The 18,086-nt window shown below is 73.0% G+C and carries 16 protein-coding genes; 4 read left to right on the top strand and 12 right to left on the bottom strand.

Annotated elements, in window-relative coordinates; all coding sequences use genetic code 11:
* Window positions 1–27: 27 nt before the first annotated feature.
* Complete coding sequence (locus VFC33_06445) at window positions 28–1,443, bottom strand: DUF5719 family protein (GenBank protein HZR12875.1); 1,416 nt, start codon at window positions 1,441–1,443, stop codon at window positions 28–30.
* Entirely contained in the window at window positions 1,440–4,589 is a 3,150-nt protein-coding gene (locus tag VFC33_06450) for a glycosyltransferase (GenBank protein HZR12876.1), read from the bottom strand. The genes VFC33_06445 and VFC33_06450 overlap by 4 nt, the downstream gene beginning before the upstream one ends.
* A 159-nt stretch (window positions 4,590–4,748) precedes the next feature.
* Between VFC33_06450 and VFC33_06455 the strand changes: the two genes are divergently transcribed.
* From VFC33_06455 to cofE, 3 genes are all read left to right on the top strand, one after another.
* A complete protein-coding gene (locus tag VFC33_06455) occupies window positions 4,749–5,177 on the top strand; it encodes a hypothetical protein (protein HZR12877.1) in 429 nt (142 codons plus the stop codon).
* 135 nt (window positions 5,178–5,312) lie between these two features.
* Window positions 5,313–6,251 (top strand): 2-phospho-L-lactate transferase, encoded by a 939-nt coding sequence (gene cofD / locus VFC33_06460; protein ID HZR12878.1) that lies wholly within the window; start codon window positions 5,313–5,315, stop codon window positions 6,249–6,251.
* Between the two features lie 20 nt (window positions 6,252–6,271).
* On the top strand, window positions 6,272–6,982 hold the full coding sequence (gene cofE / locus VFC33_06465) for a coenzyme F420-0:L-glutamate ligase (GenBank protein ID HZR12879.1): 711 nt from the start codon (window positions 6,272–6,274) through the stop codon (window positions 6,980–6,982).
* Between the two features lie 24 nt (window positions 6,983–7,006).
* On the opposite strand, the gene VFC33_06470 is transcribed toward cofE, so the two are convergent.
* From VFC33_06470 to VFC33_06515, 10 genes are all read right to left on the bottom strand, one after another.
* Window positions 7,007–7,954, bottom strand: a complete 948-nt coding sequence (locus VFC33_06470; protein ID HZR12880.1) for a GDP-mannose 4,6-dehydratase — start codon at window positions 7,952–7,954, stop codon at window positions 7,007–7,009.
* A 108-nt stretch (window positions 7,955–8,062) separates the two neighbouring features.
* Complete coding sequence (locus VFC33_06475) at window positions 8,063–9,058, bottom strand: NDP-sugar synthase (GenBank protein ID HZR12881.1); 996 nt, start codon at window positions 9,056–9,058, stop codon at window positions 8,063–8,065.
* Entirely contained in the window at window positions 9,055–9,855 is an 801-nt protein-coding gene (locus tag VFC33_06480) for a hypothetical protein (GenBank protein HZR12882.1), read from the bottom strand. The genes VFC33_06475 and VFC33_06480 overlap by 4 nt, the downstream gene beginning before the upstream one ends.
* A 44-nt stretch (window positions 9,856–9,899) precedes the next feature.
* Window positions 9,900–10,841: a glycosyltransferase family 2 protein gene (locus tag VFC33_06485; GenBank protein HZR12883.1), complete on the bottom strand. Its 942-nt coding sequence runs from the start codon at window positions 10,839–10,841 to the stop codon at window positions 9,900–9,902.
* Complete coding sequence (locus VFC33_06490; GenBank protein ID HZR12884.1) at window positions 10,838–11,563, bottom strand: glycosyltransferase family 2 protein; 726 nt, start codon at window positions 11,561–11,563, stop codon at window positions 10,838–10,840. Before VFC33_06490 ends, VFC33_06485 begins: the two co-directional genes overlap by 4 nt.
* Window positions 11,556–12,497 carry a UDP-glucuronic acid decarboxylase family protein gene (locus VFC33_06495; protein HZR12885.1) on the bottom strand — a complete coding sequence of 314 codons (942 nt, stop codon included), beginning with the start codon at window positions 12,495–12,497 and terminating at the stop codon, window positions 11,556–11,558. The genes VFC33_06490 and VFC33_06495 overlap by 8 nt, the downstream gene beginning before the upstream one ends.
* Window positions 12,497–13,789, bottom strand: a complete 1,293-nt coding sequence (locus tag VFC33_06500) for a UDP-glucose/GDP-mannose dehydrogenase family protein (protein ID HZR12886.1) — start codon at window positions 13,787–13,789, stop codon at window positions 12,497–12,499. The genes VFC33_06495 and VFC33_06500 overlap by 1 nt, the downstream gene beginning before the upstream one ends.
* On the bottom strand, window positions 13,786–14,661 hold the full coding sequence (gene rfbD, locus VFC33_06505) for a dTDP-4-dehydrorhamnose reductase (protein ID HZR12887.1): 876 nt from the start codon (window positions 14,659–14,661) through the stop codon (window positions 13,786–13,788). The genes VFC33_06500 and rfbD overlap by 4 nt, the downstream gene beginning before the upstream one ends.
* Window positions 14,658–15,674, bottom strand: a complete 1,017-nt coding sequence (rfbB, locus tag VFC33_06510) for a dTDP-glucose 4,6-dehydratase (protein HZR12888.1) — start codon at window positions 15,672–15,674, stop codon at window positions 14,658–14,660. The genes rfbD and rfbB overlap by 4 nt, the downstream gene beginning before the upstream one ends.
* A 24-nt stretch (window positions 15,675–15,698) precedes the next feature.
* Window positions 15,699–17,138, bottom strand: coding sequence for an LCP family protein (locus VFC33_06515; protein HZR12889.1), 1,440 nt, complete (start codon window positions 17,136–17,138; stop codon window positions 15,699–15,701).
* Window positions 17,139–17,203: 65 nt separating this feature from the next.
* Between VFC33_06515 and VFC33_06520 the strand changes: the two genes are divergently transcribed.
* Window positions 17,204–18,085, top strand: a complete 882-nt coding sequence (locus tag VFC33_06520; GenBank protein HZR12890.1) for an aminotransferase class IV — start codon at window positions 17,204–17,206, stop codon at window positions 18,083–18,085.
* The last annotated feature ends 1 nt before the right edge of the window (window position 18,086 follow it).

Consider the following 18,086-nt stretch of genomic DNA (forward strand, 5'->3'; position numbering starts at 1 on the left):
GCTGCCCGAGCGTACCGGGACGTGCGCTCACGACAGATCCGGGATCCCGAGCGAGGCGGTGAGCGCGGGCGCGTGCGCGTCGACGCGCTCGGCCACGAACGGGACGTCACCCTCGACCGTCAGCGGAGCACGCAGCGCGACACCACGCGCGCCCAGGTTGACGGTGACGCGCGCGCCGGCCGGCACGGCGACCGGGTCGCCGGTCACCGACGTCACGCCACCCGGGCCGGGCGCGAGCACACGGACGTGCAGCGTGCGGTTCGACGGGTTCACGACCGACAGCACGTCGGCCCACCCGTCGTTCACGCGACCGACGGCGAAGACCCACCGGTCGGCGGTGACCGCGGACGGCGTCACGGTGGTCGCGCTGTTCGCGGCACCGAACGCGAGCTGCCCTACGCTGACCGGAACGTCGGACTGGACCCGGACGGAGAACCCCGTACCGGACGGGACGTGCGCGAGCAGGTCGACGCTCACGACGGACTGCGCGCCGACCGTGATCGTCTCGGGCGACAGCTTCGCCTGGCCGTCGAGGTCGACCGCGATCCGGACGTGTGCTCCCGACGCGCCCGGGTTCGCGACGACGAGCGAGCCGCGCGCTCCTGCCGGCGTGCCCTCCGGGAACGTCCAGCGCGTCGCGACGGCCGGCGCGCCGAGCGCGAGCGTGAGACCGGCGCGGTTCGCGCTCCCGTCGAAGAGGAGCGACTGCTCGGCCACGACGCGCCCGGTTCGCGCGTGGACGATGGTGGCCACGAGGTTCTGCTTCGCGACGTCGTCGTGCACCGGCACGAGGAGCTTCGAGCGGCGCGGCACGACCAGACCCTGCAACGGGTCGGGCGCCTGTGGACCACCGTCGGTGAGGAACGTGACGTCGACGATCGCGTCGTCGCCGAACGGGTCGAACAGCGACAGCCACTGCTGCGCACCGGCCGTCGTCCCGGCCGGCAGGTACCACGTCGAGGAGGCGGACCGCGCACATGGTGTGATCGCGGCGTACGTCCCGCGCACGACGATGTGCTCGACCGCGGCGTCGCCGCCGAAGACCTCCACCACGACTCCCGGGCTCGCCACCGCCGCGATCGAGCTGACGAGGACGCGCCGCTCCTGGCCCGGTTGGACGTCGAACGCGGACGTCCCGGCGAGGCCCGGGCCGCCGCTCATCACCTCGACCTCGGCGTGCACGGGCGCGGTCCCGACGTCGGACACGACGATCGTCTCGTCCTCGGCCGTCGCGGCCGCGACGGTGCCCGCCGCGCAGTACCACGCCGCGGACAGCGAGCTCGGCGCCGGCATCGACGTCGCGGCGAGCTGGAGCTCCCGGGCGCGCGCGTCGGTCGTCGACGTCCCGCGGTGTGCCGAACCGAACGCGGCCGCCACGACGAGCAGGACGACGACGAGGACGAGGATCGGCACGCGCGAGACACGGTGCTCGTGCCGCGTCATGCCGGCACCACGACCTCGGGCTCCACGGACGCCCCTTCGACCGTGACCGTCACGGCTCGGCGTCGTGCGCCGCGGCGGCGGTCGCCACGCAGCATCCACAGCGCGACGACCGCCCCGCTCCACAGCAGCACCTCGAGCGCGATCTGGAGGTCGCGGACCGCTTGACCGGTGAAGTGGGTGTCGACGCGGCCCGGATGTGCGACGTCCCAGCCGTTCGCCCAACCGAACGTCTCGCGGTGCGGCAGCGCGCGACCGCCGGCCGTCGCCTTCCAGCGCGCGTCGTACGTCTGCGCGAGAAGCAGCGCGCCCGGCTCGACACGGGTGCCGTCGGCGGCGGCGCGCGCGCCCTGCAGCTCGACGCGCAGGCCGGCCTGGACGGGATCCGATGCGCGGAGCGCGGCCGTCGTCGTGCCACCCGCCGACGCCTGCACCGGGAACCACGCCGCGTTCTCGTACAGCCTAACGGTGCCTTCGTCGCGGAGACGCGCGAGGTCGAGCTGCGCGTCGAGCCCGTGTACCACGGCGCCGGGAACCGGGACACGCCGGCCCGACGACGGACCGGGCCGGTCGACGACCGCGATGTAGCGGACGCCCATGGGCGCGAGCAGGTGACCGAGCCGGCTCGTGCGGTCCGCCGCGGCCAGGCCCACGGCGTCGCCGACGAGACGGCCCGACCGCGGCGCCGGCGGCCAGAGCTCGCGCGCGTCCATGACACCGTCACCGACGAGCGTGTACGCGGTCTCGCCGTGCGGGACGGCGTCGCCTGGCAGCACGCTCGCGTCCCCGATCACGAGCAGACGGAAGCCGCCGCCGCTGTCGGCGGACATCCACGACAGCGACGCAGCCCAGTCGCTCGTCGGCGCGTGCCACGAACCGCTGCCCGCGTCGGCCACGAACCCGAGGACGGGGAGCGCGAGCGCGACCGTGCCGACGACGCTCGCGACCTGTCGCCACCCGAACCGGAACGTGTGCAGGTCGTGCGAGAACGCCGCGACCGCGAGCCCGATCGCCAGGGAGATGCCGACCGCGGCGAGCACGAGCGCGCCTTCGGGCGCGGGGACGTGGGTCCCGGTCGCGAACCGTGACGGGATCCAGACGAGCGCGAAGCCGAGCATCGCGAGCACCCACGCGCGCGCGGCCCAGGCGAGTCGCTCGCCCGTCCCGGCGACGAGCGCGAGCGACGCCGCGACGAGTAGTGCCCATCCGCCGACGCCGGCGCCGGCGGGCCCGGTCCGGAACGCGAGCACGTCGGCCAACGTGAGGACGGGCCGGAACTGCGCGCCCCACGCGACACCGTCGCGCGACGCGAGCTGCGAGACCGACCACGGCACGAGGAGCACGAGCGCACCCGCGGTCGCGACACACGCGTAGCCGAGCGCGCGTGCCGCAGATCGTGCCCCGCCGACGAGCGGCGAGGCGGCCAGGAGCGCGACACCGACTGCGATCGGGAACGCGAGCCCGGCGGGGAAGAAGGCGGTGACGACCGCCACGAGCATCGAGACGCCGACGAGCGCGCGGATCGTCGCGCGACGCGGACGGTCGTCCCAGCCGAGCCGCACGATCACGCCGACGACGAACGGCGCGAGCGCGAACACCACGAGCGGACCGAGCCGGCCGGTGGCGAGATCGTTCCGGACGACGGGGTTCACGCCGTACGCGACCGCGGCGGCAAACCGCGCGAGCGGGTCGTCCGTGAAGCGACGCGTCAGTCGCGCGGCGCCGAGGGCCCCGAGGGGCAGCGCACCTACGACGAGCACGGTGTGCGCGAGGCCCGTCGCGCCGACGAGCACGGTCCCGAGCGCGGCCATCATCGCCAGAGCAGGCGACGCGGGCGCAGGCGACCCGAGCCCGACGGACCGCCACGCCGTGCCGTACGCGCGCGACAGGTTGCCGAGGCCCGGCCAGCGCAGGAACGACCCGACGCCGGGCACACCGTGCGCGAGGAACGAGCGGGAGCCGACCAGCACGAGGAACAGGAACGCGAGGACGCCGATTGCGAGCGGCTGACGCATGCTCGTGCGCGCGACCCCGACGACGTTGCGACCCGTCTCGCCGAGCGAGCGCAGCGTGTCCTCCGCGTTGACTCGTCCGGTCACCGCGCGGCGAAGTTGCGCGCTCCCCCGCACCTGCAGCGAGCGCAGGTCGGAGTCGGGCACCGTTCTCGTCGCCTGCACGACACGACGCGCGCGTCGCACGTCACGGAGGCGACACAGGTTCCAGGACCACGCGCCGACGCCGGCGCGCGCGCGATCGGCGCGCCCGCTGAGCGCCAGCAGCACGCCTTCGAGGAGCGCGAGCACGACGCCGAGCGGCACGACCCACGCGAGCGTGAGCCGCGAGTAGCACTTCAGCACGGTGCGGACGCGATGCCTCGCGCGCAGCCGTCCGCCGGCGCGGGGCGTCTCCTCCTGCTCGTTCGCGGTGCGGCGATGCCGGACACGCGCGTCGGGTGCGACCATGACGCGCGCGCCGACGAGCAGTGCGCGCCAGCACAGGTCGAGGTCCTCCCCTCCGGGCGACGACGCGGCGTCGAACCCGCCGAGCTCGTGGAACAAGTCGGCGCGCACGAGCATCGCGGCACTGGGCACGTAGAAGACGTCCCGCACCGTGTCGTGCTGCTCCTGGTCGACCTCGCCCGGCTCGATCCCGGAGAACGAGACCCCGAAGCGGTCCACGAGCAGACCGACCTCGAGGAGGATCTCGGGGTCGTCGTCGCGCACGAGCTTGGGACCGACGATCGCGGCGTTCGACCGGAACGCCTCCTCGACCATGACGCGGACCGCCGGGCGGTCGAGCACGACGTCGTCGTGGCACACCAGCAGGAACGTCGCGCCCTCGACGGCGGCCAGCGCCTCGTTGGCGGCGGCGGCGAAGCTCACCGGCTCGGGGAGCCGGCGGACGAAGGCCCGGGGGGCGACGGCCGCGATGCGCGGCGTCGGGTCCCGACTCGAGCCGGCGTCGACCACGAAGATCGCCAGGCTCGGGTAGTCGGAGGCGACCAGGGTCCGCAGCGTCTCCTCGAGCCAGGGACCGGGGTCGTGGGTGACGACGACCGCCACGACGGGCGGCGGCACGGGAACCGGCTCGACCGGCCCGGCGGGGGCGAGGAGCGTGGGCCCGTCGGCGGGAGGCTGGGCGCGCGACATCGGCTCGGAGGGGAAGCATACAGGGGTGCTGCTCGTGACAGCTGTCACGAGTGCTTGCAACTGTTATACGCCTGCGCGTACAGTTGTTAGCACCGAATGCCCGGGAATGCTCGCGGCACCGCTGCCGCGCCCGGCGTTCCGGGACCTAGGGAGGTCGCCATGGACATCCGCAAGACGCTCCAGGACGCCGCGTACGTCACCGTCGGGATCGGGGTCGTCACGTTCCAGCAGGCGCAGGTCCGCCGGCGCGAGACGACCGCGCGCATCGAGAGCCAGGCGCGCGAAGCCCGTCGTGCGGTCGAGGGGCAGGCACGCGACGCGCGCCGGTTCGTCGAGGCGCAGGCACGCGACGCGCGTGACCGGGCCGCGAGCGCGGGCGCGGACGTCGTCCAGCTCGTCGAGCCGGTCGTCACCGAGCTCCGCCAGCGGGTCGAGCCGCTCGCCGGTCAGTTCGAGCCGGTCGTGAGCGAGCTGCGCAACCGCGTCGAGCCGTGGGCCGGCCAGCTGCAGACGCTGCCCGACCGCGTCGTCCGCGTCGTCCAGCAGGGCGCGTACCGGTTCCAGCGCGCGAGCGCGTCCGCGAACTGACAGACCGCAACACCGACGTCGATGCCGCCCGTCCCCCCGGGCGGCATCGTCGCGCCCGAGCGGCGAGCGTCCGAGTCGCGAGCCGGCGACCCGTCGGCACGAACGCGTGCGAACGCCGATCGCTACGCTCGGCGGATGCTCGTGGCACTGGCGGGTGGAGTGGGCGCGGCCCGGTTCCTGCGGGGCCTCGTGCGGGTCGTCGCCCCTGAGGACGTCGTCGTGGTCGTCAACACCGCCGACGACGACACGTTCCACGGCCTGCACGTGAGCCCCGATCTCGACAGCGTCACGTACACGCTGGCGGGCGCGGAGCACCCCGAGCAGGGCTGGGGCCTCGCGGGCGAGACGTTCGCGTGCATCGACGCGCTCGGCCGCTACGGCGCGCCGACGTGGTTCCGGCTCGGCGACCGCGACCTCGCGACGCACCTGTACCGGACGGAGCGACTGCACGCGGGCGCGACGTTGAGCACCGTCACCGCGGAGATCGCGCGTGCATGGGGGGTCGGTCCTCGGCTCGTCCCGATGACCGACGACGCGGTCTCCACGCGCATCACTGTCCGGACCGACGACGGATCGACCCGCGAGCTGCGGATGCAGGAGTGGTTCGTGCGCGAGCGCGCCGAGCCGCCGGTCGTCGCGGTCCGCTTCGAGGGCGCCGACGTCTGCCGTCCCGCGCCCGGTGTGCTCGACGCGATCGCACGGGCGGAGACCGTGCTCGTGTGCCCGTCGAACCCGGTCATCTCGATCGGGCCGATCCTCGCCGTGCCGGGCGTGCGCGACGCGCTGCAGGCGCGACGCGACCGGGTCGTCGGCGTCAGCCCGATCATTGCGGGTGCACCGGTCAAGGGCCCGGCCGACCGGCTCATGGACCCGCTCGGGATCGAGGTCTCGTGCGTCGGCGTCGCGCGCGCCTACGCGGACTTCTGCGCGACGTTGGTGATCGACTCCGGTGACGCGCAGCGCGCGGGCGAGGTCGACGCGCTCGACGTCCGCGCCGTCGTCGCCGACACGCTGATGACGGACGCGCGCGTCGCCGCCGCGCTCGCGCGCGACGCGCTCGACGCGGTCGCCTGACCGCTCCCGCGCCCGGCGTCGTGCGCCCACTCACGATCATCCCCGTCGAGGGGATGCCCGAGGTCACGGCGGGCGACACGCTGTCGGCGCTGCTCGTCGACGCCGCGGCCGCGCAGGAGACGCCGCTGCACGACGGCGACTGCGTCGTCGTGACGCAGAAGGTGGTGTCGAAGGCGGAGGGCCGGATCGTCCCGCTCGACCCCGACGACCTCGTCGCTCGGCGCGCGCTCGTCGAGTCCGAGTCGGTGCGCGTCCTGCGCCGGCGCGGTGACCTCATCATCAGCGAGACGCCGCACGGGTTCGTCTGCGCGAACGCGGGCGTCGACCTGTCGAACGTCGCCGACGGGTTCGCGGCGCTCCTGCCTGCGGACGCCGACCGGTCCGCGCGACGCATCCGCGACGGCGTGCGGGCGCGTGCCGGCGTGGACGTCGCGGTCGTCGTGTCCGACACGTTCGGCCGCGCGTGGCGAACCGGGCTGACGGACGTCGCGATCGGCGTCGCGGGCATCGCGGCGGTCATGGACCTGCGCGGCGCGCGCGACGCGAACGGGCGGGAGCTCCACGTCACGGAGGTCGCGGTCGCGGACGAGATCGCAGGCGCGGCCGAGCTCGTCATGGGAAAGGCGAGTCGTGTCGCGGCCGCGGTCGTGCGCGGCCTCGACCCCTCGTGGTTGCGGGACTCGTCCGTGCGCGAGCTCGTCCGCCACCCGTCGGAGGACCTGTTCCGCTGACGGACGCTCGCGTCCGTCGAACGATCAGCGGCGCGACTTGTCGCGGAAGTAGTCCAGCGTGCGCCCGACGCCTTCGTCGAGCGTCGTCCACGGCTTCCACCCGAGGTGGATGCCCGCACGCGTGGGGTCGAGCGCGCTGCGCTGGAGCTCGCCCGCACGTGCGGGCATGTACTGCGCGGGCTCCTTGTACCCGGTCGCCCGGGCCATCGTGTCGTAGAGCTGCTGCACGCTCGTCTCGACCCCGGTCCCGACGTTCAGGATCAGGCCGCCGCCCTTGTCGGCGGCGCGCACGAACGCGTCGACGACGTCGTCGACGAAGACGAAGTCACGCGTCTGCCGACCGTCGCCGAAGATGACGGGACGCTCCTTCTCGAGGAGCTTCCCCGCGAAGATCGACACCACGCCCGCCTCGCCGTGCGGGTCCTGGCGCGGCCCGTACACGTTCGCGAGCGCACACACCGTGAACTCGAGGCCGTGGATCTCCCGGTAGTAGTGGAGGTAGTCGCCCCCAGCCTTCTTCGACACGCCGTACGGTGACTCGGGACGCTGCGGATGTCCCTCCTTGACCGGGATCTCCTCGGGCGTGCCGTACAGCGTGCCGCCCGAGCCCGCGAACACCACCTTGCGGGTCTTCGCGGCGATCGCGCCCTGGAAGACGTTGAGCGACCCGATGATGTTCACCTCGGCGTCGAACGCGGGCTTCGCGACGGACACGCGCACGTCGGCCTGCGCCGCGAGGTGGAACACGACCTCGGGCTGTCGCATCTCGACGAGTTCGGTGACCGCGGGCGAGCGGATGTCGAGCCGATGGAACGAGAACCGCCGGTTGCGGTCGGCACGCGCGTCCGCGAGGTTCGCGAGGTTGCCGGTCGAGAGGTCGTCGACGACGTCGACCTCGTGGCCCTCTGCGAGCAGCCGGTCGACCAGGGTGGAGCCGATGAACCCCGCGCCGCCGGTGACGAGCGTCCTCATCGTGGCCATCCTCTCTCGTTCGGCACGGGCGGCGACACTACTTGCGCACGCGACCCGTCCCGGGCACGACCCGCGGGCGCGTCGACACGCTCGGTGGGCCGGATGGTGTCAGGCGCAGTCGAGCCGGGCGTCGCGTCCGACGACCGTGTCGACGATCTTCTCGTCGCGCTCCACCCGCGCGCCGTCGAGCAAGACGGAGCGCAGCACGCGCGCGCCCGGCTCCACGACCGCTCGCGGGCCGAGCACCGACTCGGCGACATCGGCACCCGCGCCGATCGACGCGCCGTCGCCGACGAGCACCGGGCCGCGCACGCGCGCGTCGCGGTCGAGGGCCGCGTCGCCCTGCACCCAGACGGCCGCCGCGCGCTCGACCGCGCCCGGCGCGGGCGGCAGGCCGACACGCCCTGCGAGCACGTCGGCATGGGCCTCGAAGTACTTGCGTGGCGTGCCGATGTCGATCCAGTACGCGTCGCTGTGCTGCGCGAACAGCCGGCGCGGCATGTCGAGCATGCGCGGGAACGTCTCGCGCTCGATCGACACCGTCAGCCGCGACGGGATGCGCGCGAGCACGCTCGGCTCGAGCACGTAGGTGCCGGCGTTGATCCAGTTCGTCGGGGCCTTGCCGGGCGGCGGCTTCTCGACGAACGCGACCACCTCGCCGTCGTCGCGCGTCGGCACGACGCCGAACGCGGACGGGTCGTCGACGCGCGTCAGCGCGATCGTCGCCTCGGCCGCGCGCTCGTCGTGGAAGCGGACGAGCGCGGTGAGGTCGAGGTCGGTGAGCACGTCGCCGTTGCAGACGACCACGCGCTCGTCGATGCCGTCGGCCGCGAACCGGATGCCGCCCGCGGTGCCGAGCGGCTCACGCTCGACGACCCACCGGACCCGCATGGCGCCGAAGCGACCGGACGCGAAGTGACGCTCGAACGCCTCGGGCAGGTAGCCGAGCGACAGCACGACCTCGTCGACGCCGTGCCCGGCCAGCCAGGACAGCTGGCGCTCCAGGAACGGGACGTTGACGATCGGCAGGAGCGGCTTCGGCGTGTGGTACGTCAGCGGCCGGAGCCGCGTCCCCTCCCCACCGACGAGGACGATCGCCTTCACGGCTTCGCGGTCGTCGCCGGCGCGGTGGTGGGCGTGCTCGCGGCCGGTGTGCTCGCGGCCGGTGTGCTCGACGGCACCGTCGCGGTGCCCGCCGGGATCTGGTTCGGGCTCTCGATGTTGTTCGCGGCCGGCAGGTTCGACGTCGACGGCGGGTCACCGAGCGAGGTGATGGAGATGCCCGGCGGGAGGAACGCGATCACGATCCGGTCGTTGTTGTGCGGGGTGTAGCTGGCCGGGTTGCCGGTGCGCGCCTTCCCGTTGACGGCCCACTGGACGGTCCCCTTCGCGGCCGGCTTGCCGTTCGCCGCGGGGCACGTGTCGCCGTTCGACTTCTTCACGCCCTTGTCGAACGTGAAGCTCGTCTCGGACAGGCTCCAGCCGTTGTACTTGAAGAAGCGCCCGACGGTCGCGCTCGCGCCGGCGTCGTCGGACGTCTGCGGCTCGAAGTGGATGAGCCCGTCACCGTGGGTGTGGATGCCGGCGTAGACGTCGGTGCCGTGCCGCACGATCAGGCCCTGCGAGTCGCGTGGCGTCTCCGGCGGGTTCGGCAGCCACGTGCCGCACACGTTCACGCCCAGGGCGGCGTGCCAGTGGTCCCCGATCTTCAGGCCCGCGCCGCCGCCCCCGTTCGCGCCCTTGTTCGACGCGACCTGCGCGACGACCGCACCGACGCCGAGCACGACGACGGCCGCGACCGCGACGATCCAGAAGCTCGACCCGGTCCGCCGGGGCGGCCGGCGGGCGCGGGCCCGGGCCCGGCCACGCTGGTACTTCTTGCCCCGGTTCGGTTTCGCCATGGTTGTGAGAGGCTAGCCGCGCCTCGACGGCGGCCCGCCGCGCGCTACCGCCCGCGCGACCTCGTCACGTCGTGGAGTCCCTGCCGTGCACACAGCGCCGCGGCGCGCAGCGCGAACACGACCGCGGCCGGTCCGAGCGCCAGGCGACGCACGCCGCGCCAACGCTTGGCCGCGAACCGGAGCGCGGAGCGATGGTGGGCGACGATCGACCGGTACGGGTGGCGCGCCCGGCTCACGCCCTCGACGTGGAGCACCTCGCCGCCCGGCTCGTACGAGACGCGCCACCCCGCGCCGCGCAGCCGCCAGCACACGTCGACGTCCTCCATGAAGAGGAAGAAGCGCTCGTCCCAGCCGCCGATCTCGTCGAGCGCGGCGCGCCGGAGCCAGATCGCGGCGCCCGACACCCAGTCGGCGTCGCGGACCTGCGCGGGGTCCTCGTCCTCCTGGCGGTACCGGCGGGTGAACGGGTTCCCCGGCCACACCGGCGCGAGCACCGCGTGACCGGCAGACTCGACCATCGTCGGGATGCGGCGCACCGACGGATACGTCGCGCCGCTCGCCTCGACGATGTGCGGACCGAGCGCACCGAGTCTCGGCTCACGCGCGAACCGGCCGAGCATCGCTGCGCCGGTACCCGGGTGTACGTCGACGTCGGCGTTGAGCACCGCGACGACGTCGTGACCCGCGGCCGCGATGCCGAGGTTCGCGGCGCGTGCGTACCCGAGGTTCGCGCCCGGGCGGACGACACGCGTCCCGGGGCACGCGTCGAGCAGCTCGTCGACCGATCCGTCCTCCGACCCGTTGTCGACGACGACGACCTCCGGCGCGGCACCCGCGCTCGTGTCGGCGACGAGCGAGCGGACGCACCGGGTGAGCAGCGGCCCGGCGTTGAAGTTCACGACGACCGCCGACCACCCGCCCGTGCGGCCCTCGGGCTCGGCGGGCGCGCTCCCGGCCCGCGCGCGGTCGACGGGCACCGTGCTCATCTCGCGAACCGGCACCGCAGCAGGACCCACAGCTCGGTCGCGCCGTCGCGCCACGTGATCTTCTTGCCCTCTTCGCGCTCGCGTGCGGTGTAGCTGATCGGCACCTCGTAGATCCGCTCCCCCGCGGACAGCACGCGTGCGGTGACCTCGGCCTCGAAGTCGAATCGGTCGGCCGTGACGTGGAGGCTCTCGAGGAGCTGACGGTCGAACAGCTTGTAGCCGGTCTCGAGGTCGGACAGCGTCGTGTTGAAGAGCACGTTCGCGACGCCCACGAGCAGCCGGTTGCCGAGCCACGACGACAGCTGCATGTTGCGCCGCTCGCCGGTGAAGCGCGAGCCGTACACGACGCGCGCGCGTCCCTTCATCATCGGCGCGAGGAGGCGCGGCCACTCGTCGGGGTCGTACTCGAGGTCGGCGTCCTGGATGAGGACGAGATCGCCGGTCGCGTGCTGCAGCCCGGTGCGCACGGCCGCGCCCTTCCCCCGGTTGGTGTCGTGGGTGACGGTCCGCACCGTGCTGTCCGCGAGCTGCGGGAGCAGCGCGCGGGTGCCGTCGTCACTCCCGTCGTCGACGAGCACGACCTCGAGGTCGACGGGCAGCTCGACCATGCGCATGCGCCGGACGATCTCCCCGACCGTGTTGCGCTCGTTGTAGATCGGGACGATCACCGACAGCTTGCGGTAGGCGGGGCGCGACGGGACCGCCGGCGTCGTGTCAGCCACGGTCGCGCTCCTGCCGGTACCACTCGTACGTGCGAGCGAGGCCGTCGGCGAGCTCCACCTTCGGCTCCCACCCGAGGAGGTCGCGCGCACGGGTGATGTCGGGACGCCGACGGGCCGGGTCGTCGGCCGGCAGCGGCTCGAACACGATCTCGGACCGTGATCCGGTGACGTCGAGGACCGTCCGGGCCAGCTCGAGCATCGAGCACTCGGTCGTGTTGCCGATGTTCACCGGCCCCGCGTGCTCCGAGTCGAGGAGCGCGAGGATCCCCCGCACCTCGTCGTCGACGTAGCAGAACGACCGGGTCTGGCTGCCGTCGCCGTAGACGGTCAGCGGACGACCCTCCATCGCCTGCACGAGGAGGTTCGACACGACGCGCCCGTCCGACGGCCGCAATCGGGGGCCGTACGTGTTGAAGATGCGGACGACGGCGACGTCGACGTCGTAGGTCCGGTGGTACGCGAACGTCAGCGCCTCCGCGAAGCGCTTCGACTCGTCGTAGACGCTGCGGGGCCCGATCGGGTTGACGTTGCCCCAGTACGTCTCGGGCTGCGGGTGCTGCTCCGGGTCGCCGTACACCTCGCTCGTCGACGCAAGCAGGAAGCGCGCGCCGGTGCGCTCGGCGAGATCGAGCGCGTTGCGCGTGCCCGCGGAACCGACGTCGAGCGTCTCGATCGGGTACCGGAGGTACTCGGGCGGGCTCGCGGGACTGGCGAGGTGCAGCACGGCGTCGACGCGTCCGTCGACGTCCAGCGCGCGCGACACGTCCTGCTCGACGAGCGTGAAGCCCGCGGCGCGCTCGGCGTCGGCGACGTTCTCGCGCCGCCCGGTCAGGAAGTTGTCGACGGCGACGACGTCCCACCCGCGCGCGACGAGCGCGTCGCACACGTGCGAGCCGATGAACCCCGCGCCGCCGGTCACCACCGCGCGCGTCATCAGCGGCCCACGCCCTGGTACACGAAACCCCGACGCCGCATCGCGACAGGATCGAGCACGTTGCGCGCGTCGAGGAGCGCAGGCGTCTCGAGCAGCTCGCGGACGCGCGCGAAGTCGAGCCAGCGGAACTCGTCCCACTCGGTGAGGAGCGCGAGCACGCGCGCGTCGCGGCACGCCTCGTACGCGTCCGTCACGACGTCCAGACCGGGGACGAGCTCCGCGACGCGCTCCCCCGCCGCGGGGTCGTAGGCGCGCACGACCGCACCGCGCGCGAGGAGGTCGCTCGCGATCGCGATCGCGGGCGAGTCCCGCAGGTCGTCGGTGTCGGCCTTGAACGTCAGGCCCCACACGCCGACGCGAACGCCGTCGAGGCTGCCGCCCGCGAGCTCGCGCACCTTGTCGACCATCCGCGCGTGCTGGCGCCGGTTCACGTCGACGACGCCCGACAGCAGGCTGAAGTCGTACCCGTTCGTCGACGCGGTGTGGAGCAGCGCCGCGGTGTCCTTCGGGAAGCACGACCCGCCGTAGCCCGGACCGGGATTGAGGAACTCGAACCCGATGCGCGGGTCGTACCCCATCCCGAGGGTGACGTCGCGGACGTCCGCGTCGACGGCCTCGCACAGGTTCGCGATCGCGTTGACGAACGAGATCTTCGTGGCGAGGAAGGCGTTCGACGCGTACTTGACCATCTCTGCGGACGCGGCGTCCGTGACGACGATGGGCGCCTGCACGTCGCGGTAGAGCTCGGAGACACGCACTGCCGTCGCGGTGTCGTCACATCCGATGACGACGCGCGCCGGATGCAGGAAGTCGTGGACCGCGGTCCCCTCGCGCAGGAACTCGGGATTCGACGCGACCCGGATGTCGTCGAGCCGGGCCCGGTTGGACGCCAGGAGTTGACCGACGACGCGCGTCGAACCGACCGGCATCGTGGACTTGTTCACGACGACGGTCGCGGGGCGCAGCACCGGCGCGAGCTCGCGGACGACGGACTCGACGAACGAGAGATCGGCCGCGCCGTCGTCGCCCTGGGGCGTCGGCACGCACAGGAACACGAACTCGGCGTCCGCCACCGCGTTCGACGCGCCGACGACGAAGCGCAGCCGCCCCGACCGCAGGCCCTCCGCGACGAGCTCGGGCAGGCCCTCCTCGAGGATCGAGACCTCGCCCTTGCGCAGCTTGGCGACCCGCTCCTCGTCGATGTCGGCGCACGTCACCTCGTGACCGAGGTGCGCGAAGCACGCGGCCGTCGTCAGCCCGACGTACCCGGCACCAACAACCGAGACTCTCACGATTGCACCGCCCTGGCAGTGTCCGGTTCGCCGACGTACTCGGCGAGCGCCTCACGGTAGTGGCGCAGCGGCCCCAGGCCCGAGAGCCGGAGCGCGGCCGTGTCGAGCGCGCTGAAGACCGGCCGCGGCGCCGGCCGGCCGAGCTCCGCGGTCGTCACGGTGCGCAGGACCGACGGGTCGGCGCCGCGGATCTCGGCGACGTCGCACGCCAGCCGGTAGCGAGTGCAGTGCCCCGCGTTGACGACGTGGAACAGCCCCGGGCGGCGCTCCACCGCCAGGCGGACCAGCATCTCTGCGAGGTCGGGCGCGTACGTCGGCGAGCCGGTCTGGTCGTCGACGAAGCGGACCGGCCCGTCCGGATCGGCGAGCGCGTCGAGCACGAGCTGGACGAAGTCGTGCCCCCGTCGCCCGAACACCCAGGCCGTCCGCGCGACGGTCCACGAGCGCGCGTGACGAGCGAGCTCGAGCTCACCACCGAGCTTCGAGCGCGCGTACGTCGACAGCGGGCTCACGAGGTCCCATTCGTCGTACGGTCGGCCGGCGCGCCCGTCGAACACGTAGTCCGTCGACACGTGGACGACGTGCGCACCGACGCGAGCCGCCGCCACCGCGAGATGGCGAACGCCGAGCGCGTTGGCCGCGAACGCGGCGTCCGGCTCGAGCTCGCACCGGTCCACGTTCGTGACGGCCGCGCAGTTGACGATCGCGTCGGGGAGGAACGCCGTGACGACCTGCTCCACCGAGTCCCGGTCGGCGAGGTCGAGCGTCGCGTGGTCGGCGGCGAGCACCTCGTACGCCGGCGTGCGCGCCAGGACCTGGACGGTCGCCGCGCCGACCTGACCGCCGGTCCCGGTGACGAGCACCCGCGTCACGTCACCCCGCCCGCGTTCGCCCAGTCGCTCTCGACGACGGGCGCCCGGTCGCGCAGCGGCTCCCACCACGTCCGGTTCGCCGCGTACCACGCGACCGTCTCGCGCACGCCGTCCTCGAACTCGACGCGTGGCGACCAGCCCAACTCGGTCCGGATCTTCGTCGCGTCGAGCAGGTAACGCCGGTCGTGACCCGGACGGTCGGGCACGATCGTCTTCAGCGACGCCGGCTTGCCGAGCGCGCCGAGCACGAGATCGGCGACCTGCTCGATGCTCGCCTCGACGCGGCTGCCGACGTTGTACGTCTCGCCGATGCGGCCGCGCTGCAACACGTCGTCGACCGCCCGGCAGTGGTCGAGCACGTGCAACCACTCGCGGCGATGGTCGGTCGACGCGTACATCGGCAGCGGGCGGTCGTCGAGCGCGAGCGTCGTGAAGAGCGGGATCACCTTCTCGGGGAACTGGTACGGCCCGTAGTTGTTCGCGCAGTTCGAGATCGTGATCGGCACCGCGAACGTCTCGTGGTACGCGCGCACGAGGTGATCGGCGGCCGCCTTGGACGCGTTGTAGGGCGTGCGCGGCCGGTACGGCGACGACTCGGTGAACGCGTCCTCGCTGTCGAGCGGCAGGTCGCCGTACACCTCGCACGTCGAGACGTGGTGGAACCGACCCACGCCGACCGCGCGCGCGGCCTCGAGGAGCATCTGGGTCCCGAGCACGTTCGTGCGCACGAAGCGGGCCGGGTCGAGCACCGCGAGGCTGTTGTGGGACTCGGCCGCGAAGTTGACCACGACGTCGATCGACTCGTCGCGCAGGAGACGCTCGACGAGCGCGCGGTCGCCGATGTCGCCGACGACGAGCGGCACGCGCTCGGCGACGTCGGCGAGGTTGTCCGCGTTCCCCGCGTACGTCAGGAGGTCGAGTGCGACGACGCGGTCGTCCGGGTGCTCACGCACCCAGTAGCGGGCGAAGTTCGACCCGATGAACCCGGCCGCACCGGTGACGAGCAGACGCACGCCGTCCTCCCCGTCGCGCGGGCCTCAGCAGGCCGGCGCGGCGGACTTGGCCGCCGTCGTCGTGGTGGTGTGACCGCGCGTGGCCGGCGCGGCCGCGGTCGACGCCGTCGTCCCGGAACCGGGCGCGACGACGTGCTGGAAGTCGCGCCCCAGCACGACGACGACGTCCGCGTCGACGATCGAGCTGTCGGCGACGAGCCGCCCGACGCCGCCGAGGTACTGCTGCACCAACGCGGCCTTCTCCTGCTCGCTCGGGAGGTAGCGGACCGTCGTCGTCGACGTGTGCTGCCCGTTGCCGGTGCCCGCGGGGACGAAGCCCGCGTTGACGAGCGCGCTGCTCGCGGCCGCCGCCTGCCCGTTGATCCCGGTGCCGTTGAGCACCCGGACCTTGACCTCGGCCGGCTTGACGGTGCTGGATCCCGCGGAGCCGGCGGACCCGAAGCTGCGGAGCTGGGCGAGGACCTGGTCGGCGTCGGGCTGCTTCAGGTACAGCACGCTCTGCCCTTGCTGGTCCGGCCCGTTCTTCCACGGGAGCGTGACCATCTGCAGCGTGTTCGGGTTGTTCGGGTCGACCTTCCGGAACGCGTTCATCAACCCGAAGATGTCACCCTTGCTCATCTGGTCGTCGATCGTGAGCTTCGACACCACCTTGTCGGCGATCTGGTTCGCGGTGAGCGGGTTCCGCAGCCCGGCGCGCACGGCGACGTCGGCGAGGTGGCGGATGAAGTTCTGCTGACGGTTGATGCGGCCGATGTCGCCCATCCCGTCGGCGTCCTGCCACCGCCCGTCGACGAAGTACTGCAGGTGCCGCGACCGCACGTACGCGAGCGCCTGCGCGCCGCCCATCGAGTAGCACCCTGGATTCGGCACATTGAGGCCGGTGAACGTGTCGCGCGCGCGTGACGGGAAGTACACGGCGACGTGTCCGATCGCGTCGACGATCCCCTGGAACGTCGCGAAGTCGACCTGGAGGTAGTGGTCGATGCCGACGTCGAAGTTCAGCTTGATCGTGTCGATCACGCTCTGCACGTGCTGCTCGGGCGTCGAGCCGTAGTTGAAGGCCGCGTTGATCTTCGAGTAGCCGTGCCCGGGGATCTGCACCCAGAGATCGCGCGGGATCGAGACGAGCAGGCTCTGCTTCGACTTCGGCTCGACGTGGACGATCATCATCGTGTCGGAGCGCTGACCGCCCTCCTGCTGGGGCGTGCCGAACTCCTGCGCCTGCTGGGCGTTGTCCACGAACGCGCGCGAGTCCGACCCGATGATCAGGTAGTTGCCGGCGCGCGCCGGATGGCTCTGGTCCGACAGACGGAGGTTCTTCACCCGGTGGATCGCGGCGATCTTCTGGTCCGTGACGACGTTGGCGCCGACGATCCCGGTCGCGATGAGGACCGTGACGAGCCCGAACGCCATCACGTAGCGGTGCCACCAGGCGCGCAGCGGGGACGACGGGGAAGCAGCCACGGAGGCGCCACTCTACCGAACGCCGTGTGACCTGCGGTTTCGCCCGCGGCGGGTACCGTCGCCGCATGCGCGACGGGCCGACGAGCGACGGGCCGGCGAGCGACGGGCCGAGGGTCTGGGTGAACGGCGCGCTCGTCGCTCCCGGCGAGGCGCGCCTGTCGCCGTTCGACCACGGGCTGCTCGTCGGCGACGGCGTGTTCGAGACGCTGCGCGTCTACGGCGGCGTGCCGTTCGCGTGGACGCGGCACCTCGACCGGCTGGCGCGCTCGGCGAGCGGGCTCGGTCTGCCGCTCCCCGACCGTGACGACCTCCGGCACGCGGCCGACGAGGTGCTCGCCGCGAACGGCGTCGACGAGGCGCGCCTGCGCATCACGGTGACCGGTGGGCCCGCGCCGCTCGGCTCCGAGCGCGGTGAGACGGCGCCGACGGTCATCGTCGCGGCGACCGCGTGCGGTCCGCCGCCCGAAGCGGTCTCCGTCGTGATCGTCCCGTGGGCGCGCAACGAGCGCGGCGCGACCACCGGGTTGAAGACGATCTCGTACGCGGAGAACGTGCGCGCGCTCGCACACGCGCGTTCACGCGGCGCCGACGAGGCCGTCTTCGCGAACACGCGGGGCAACCTGTGCGAGGCAACCGGATCGAACGTCTTCTTCCTCGACGACGACGACGTGCTCGTCACGCCGCCAGCCGAGGCCGGCTGTCTCCTCGGGGTCACGCGCGCGCTGACGATCGAGCTCTGTGCGCGCCTCGGGATCCGGTGCGCGGAGCGTGACGTCACGGTCGACGCACTTCGCGCGGCACGCGAGGCGTTCCTCACGTCGACGACGCGCGAGGTGCAGGCGATCAGCGCGGTCGACGGCGCACCGCTCGCGAGCGCGCCCGGTGAGCTGACGCGGACGCTCGCCGACGCGTTCACGAAGCTGGTGGCGTCCGATCTCGATCCGTGAG

Source organism: Acidimicrobiia bacterium, assembly GCA_035651955.1.
Lineage (GTDB): Bacteria > Actinomycetota > Acidimicrobiia > IMCC26256 > JAMXLJ01 > JAMXLJ01.